Source organism: Thermodesulfovibrionales bacterium (assembly GCA_035622735.1).
Classification (GTDB): domain Bacteria; phylum Nitrospirota; class Thermodesulfovibrionia; order Thermodesulfovibrionales; family UBA9159; genus DASPUT01.
Genome location: DASPUT010000237.1, coordinates 1 through 3,601, shown reverse-complemented (window position 1 = coordinate 3,601; position 3,601 = coordinate 1). Strand labels below are relative to the sequence as shown.

4 protein-coding genes are annotated in these 3,601 nt (G+C 55.8%); 1 reads left to right on the top strand and 3 read right to left on the bottom strand.

Features of this window, described 5'->3' with window-relative positions; genetic code table 11:
* On the top strand, window positions 1–357 hold a 357-nt coding region (gene secG, locus VEI96_12420), incomplete at its 5' end, for a preprotein translocase subunit SecG (GenBank protein ID HXX58799.1).
* Between the two features lie 84 nt (window positions 358–441).
* On the opposite strand, the gene VEI96_12415 is transcribed toward secG, so the two are convergent.
* From VEI96_12415 to surE, 3 genes are read right to left on the bottom strand one after another with little or no spacing between them, the layout of a single operon-like run.
* Window positions 442–1,113 (bottom strand): protein-L-isoaspartate(D-aspartate) O-methyltransferase, encoded by a 672-nt coding sequence (locus tag VEI96_12415; GenBank protein ID HXX58798.1) that lies wholly within the window; start codon window positions 1,111–1,113, stop codon window positions 442–444.
* 6 nt (window positions 1,114–1,119) lie between these two features.
* Window positions 1,120–2,517 carry an NAD(P)/FAD-dependent oxidoreductase gene (locus tag VEI96_12410; protein ID HXX58797.1) on the bottom strand — a complete coding sequence of 466 codons (1,398 nt, stop codon included), beginning with the start codon at window positions 2,515–2,517 and terminating at the stop codon, window positions 1,120–1,122.
* A complete protein-coding gene (surE, locus tag VEI96_12405) occupies window positions 2,514–3,314 on the bottom strand; it encodes a 5'/3'-nucleotidase SurE (GenBank protein HXX58796.1) in 801 nt (266 codons plus the stop codon). The genes VEI96_12410 and surE overlap by 4 nt, the downstream gene beginning before the upstream one ends.
* Window positions 3,315–3,601 lie beyond the last annotated feature (287 nt).

The window sequence follows — 3,601 nt, the reverse complement described above, 5'->3', positions numbered from 1 at the left end:
ATATTTCTTTTGATAATCCATACAATTGTCTGTCTCTTTTTGATATTTATTGTCCTGATACAGAGCAGTAAAGGCGCCGAGATGGGCGCGGCCTTCGGCGGTTCGAGCCAGACACTCTTCGGAAGCAGAGGTGCTGCGACCTTCTTGTCCAAACTCACGACGATCGCGGCGGTGGTTTTCATGGTGACATCGCTCCTCCTCGCCGTTGTCTCGACGAGAAGCGGATCTATCATCAAGAAGACAGCCCCTGTAGAGCAGAAGTCGCAGCCGAGACCTTTTCAGAACATTCCCCAGGGACCGGTTCAGGCCCCGCAGCAGGCACCCGCACAGGCACCCCAGCCTCAGCCCGGCAAGTAGGGCGCTAGAGATTCAGGCCGGGAAAAGACAGCAGAGGGTTGCTCATATTGCCAGGCAGGAGAAGAGCACTGCCGGTCTCGCCGGTTATCGGTACGATTCCTTCCAGCCGTGTTCGCCGACAAGGGGCACGAATACGCAGGGAGTATGATACTCCTTCGAAAGTTGCCCGCTCTTTTTTACGATCCTGACCAGCTGCTGCGAATACCTGTCGCCCACCGGTGCTAAGAGGATCCCCCCTTCGGAAAGCTGTTCCACGAGGGGTTCTGGAACATCCGGCGCTCCCGCCGTCAGGAGTATTCTGTCAAAGGGAGCTGCATCGGGCCAGCCGAGTGTCCCGTCAGCGACCTTCACGTGTATATTCTCAAATCTCAGGACCTTCAGTTTCTCCCCTGCACGTTCCGCCAGAGCACGGATCCTTTCGATCGTATAGACAGCTCCTGAGAGTTCGGCAAGGATCGCAGTCTGGTATCCGGAACCCGTTCCGATCTCGAGGACCTTTTCCGTGCCGAGGAGCTCAAGGAGTTCGGTCATGATCGCGACCATGTAAGGCTGTGATATCGTCTGGCCTTCACCGATCGGAAGGGCCATGTCAGCGTAAGCGCTATCGCGCTGCGACTCATCCATGAATAGATGCCGCGGGATCCTTCTCATCGCTTCGAGAACCCGGCTGTCCTTGATACCCCTGGGGATGAGCTGGGTCTCGACCATCATGTCCCTGAGCCGGTCGAAATCTGTTCCGTTCCGTTCATGCTTCATCGCATATTATCCCGAAGACCTCCTGAGTATCTCTCTCGCCGCCACGATACCCGAGGCGGACGCCTGGACAAGGCCCCTGCTTACTCCCGCTCCGTCCCCTATGGCGAAGAGATTCTTGATCTCTGTCTCGAGGTTCGCGGTGAGTTTCAGCTGCATGGAGTAAAACTTCACCTCCACGCCGTAGAGGAGCGTGTGGCGCGAATAGACACCGGGTGCTATCCTGTCGAGGGCCTCAAGCATCTCGATGACGTCCGAAAGATAGCGGTAGGGTATCACGAAACTGAGATCCCCCGGCGTCGCATCCCTCAGGGTCGGCCGGACGATGCCCTTTGCGATTCTCTCGTAGGTCGACCTCCTCCCGGAGAGGAGATCCCCAAGTCTCTGGACGATCACGCCGTGTCCGAGAAAGTTGGCAAGCCTCGCGATATATCTGCCGTAGGAGATCGGCTCGTGAAAGGGCTCCGTAAAGACCGTGCTCACGAGCAGCGCAAAGTTCGTGTTGTTTGTCCTCCGCTCTGCGTAACTGTGACCGTTTACCGTGCATATCCCTTTGAGATACTCCTTCACGACTTCTCCATAGGGATTTACGCAGAAGGTCCTCACCTTGTCGTCGAATTTCTTTGAATAGAAGATGAGCTTCGGCTCATAGGTTACGCTCGTGAGGGGTTCGAGCACCGAGGCGGGAACTTCGACTCTCACGCCGATATCTACCGGGTTCTGGAGAAGGGTTAACCTGAGGGTCCTCGCCTCCCTCTCAAGCCATCTCGAGCCTTCCCTTCCCGGCGCGAGTATCACGAAATCGGAAGCTATTTCTTCGCCGTTTTTCAGGCTGATGCCTTTCACCTGGCGCGAGAGCGGCCCTCCCTCTATCCGTATTCCCTCCGCCTCGGACCGGAAGATAACATCGGCAGTTCCCTGGAGCGTCTCCCGCATCCTCTGGAGGAGACCCCTGCACCAGTCCGTGCCTATATGCCTCACCTTCGAGGGGACGAGAATGAGGTCATTTTTCGATGCGAGTCGTTCGATCTCTTTCACCGAATCCGCATCAGAGCCGTAAACCTCCTGGGGCGCGCCGAATTGACTGTAGACGTCGTCGACATAACTGATGAGCGATTGCAGGGCGGGAGGCTCGATATACCGCGCAAGGAACCCCCCGACCTCCGGTGAGAGGGTAAGTTTGCCGTCGCTGAAGGCGCCGGCTCCTCCCCATCCGCTCAGGAGATCGCATTCAGGACACTTGCTGCACGAAATGTCTCTCACCTCTAAGGGACAGGACCTTTGATCAATATCCTTTCCCTTTTCGACAAGGAGAAGCTTGAGGTCGCTCCTGTTCTTCAGCAGTTCAAGCGCCGAAAAGATTCCTGCCGGACCGGCGCCGACGATCGCGACATCGTATCGCTTCATTCCTCAGCCCCTTCCTGTTCTTCCCTGTCTTCACCGAAAAGAGAAGGAATCTGTTTCTTCATGAGTTGAAGAGCGCTGTAATTCGTGAGGTCCAAATGTACAGGTGTCACGGAAACGTATCCCTTCTCGACTGCGCTTATGTCCGTGTCATCGCCATGCTCCCAATAGGGGATTCCTCCCCCGATCCAGTAATGCCGTTCGCCCCTGGGAGAAAAGACGTCCTGGATCGAATTGTCATAGATGCGTTTTCCCTGCCGTGTGATCCTTATCCCCCTGACGTCACCTTTGCCCATGTTCGGGACGTTGACATTGAGAAACGTGTCATAAGGCAGGGGGTTCTCGATGATGTGCCGTACGACCCTAAGGGCGTAGATGGCGGCGGTGTCGAAATGACAGTTCCGCTCCCCGTGCACCGAGACGGCAAGGGAAGGCACATTGAGGATCGTTCCTTCTATTGCCGCCGACACCGTTCCGGAATAGGTAATGTCGTCTCCGAGGTTCCCTCCCCTGTTGATGCCCGATACCACAATATCCGGTTTCCGCGGGAGTATCTTATTCACGCCGAGAACCACGGCATCCGTCGGGGTACCGTTCACGGAATAAACATGCTCCCTCACTTCCTCGACCTTGAGAGGACGGTGAAGAGTCAAGGAGTGGCCGACGGCGCTCCTTTCTCTGTCGGGAGCCACGATATAGGCATTTCCGACCTCTTTCATCGCTTTGTAGAGGGCGATGAGCCCCGGTGAATGGACCCCGTCGTCATTCGTCACGAGAATTACCACGTCAGCTCCTCTCATCTACCAATGCCCTGCGACAGACAACCCCCAACGCACTTTTCCGCCCTCTTCTCTCTGCATTATATCAGATAGTGATTTCTCCAAAACACCTTTCTCCCTGAGCGGACGTTTCATGTATACTACATGAGAGCGGTTCGTCGTAATCTTTCGAGATTTTTTCCGGATCCGTTACAGGGACTTCATGATTGATCTGAAGGGGAGATTAAACCCGGCGCAATTACAGGCGGTATTATCTGTCGAGGGACCCGTTTTGGTCATCGCAGGCGCGGGAAGCGGCAAGACGCGGG

Bases quoted from the DNA above. Each gene is read 5' to 3' on its own strand.
- surE (HXX58796.1), bottom strand. From the start codon at position 3,314: ATGAGAGGAGCTGACGTGGTAATTCTCGTGACGAATGACGACGGGGTC.
- VEI96_12410 (HXX58797.1), bottom strand. From the start codon at position 2,517: ATGAAGCGATACGATGTCGCGATCGTCGGCGCCGGTCCGGCAGGAATC.
- VEI96_12415 (HXX58798.1), bottom strand. From the start codon at position 1,113: ATGAAGCATGAACGGAACGGAACAGATTTCGACCGGCTCAGGGACATG.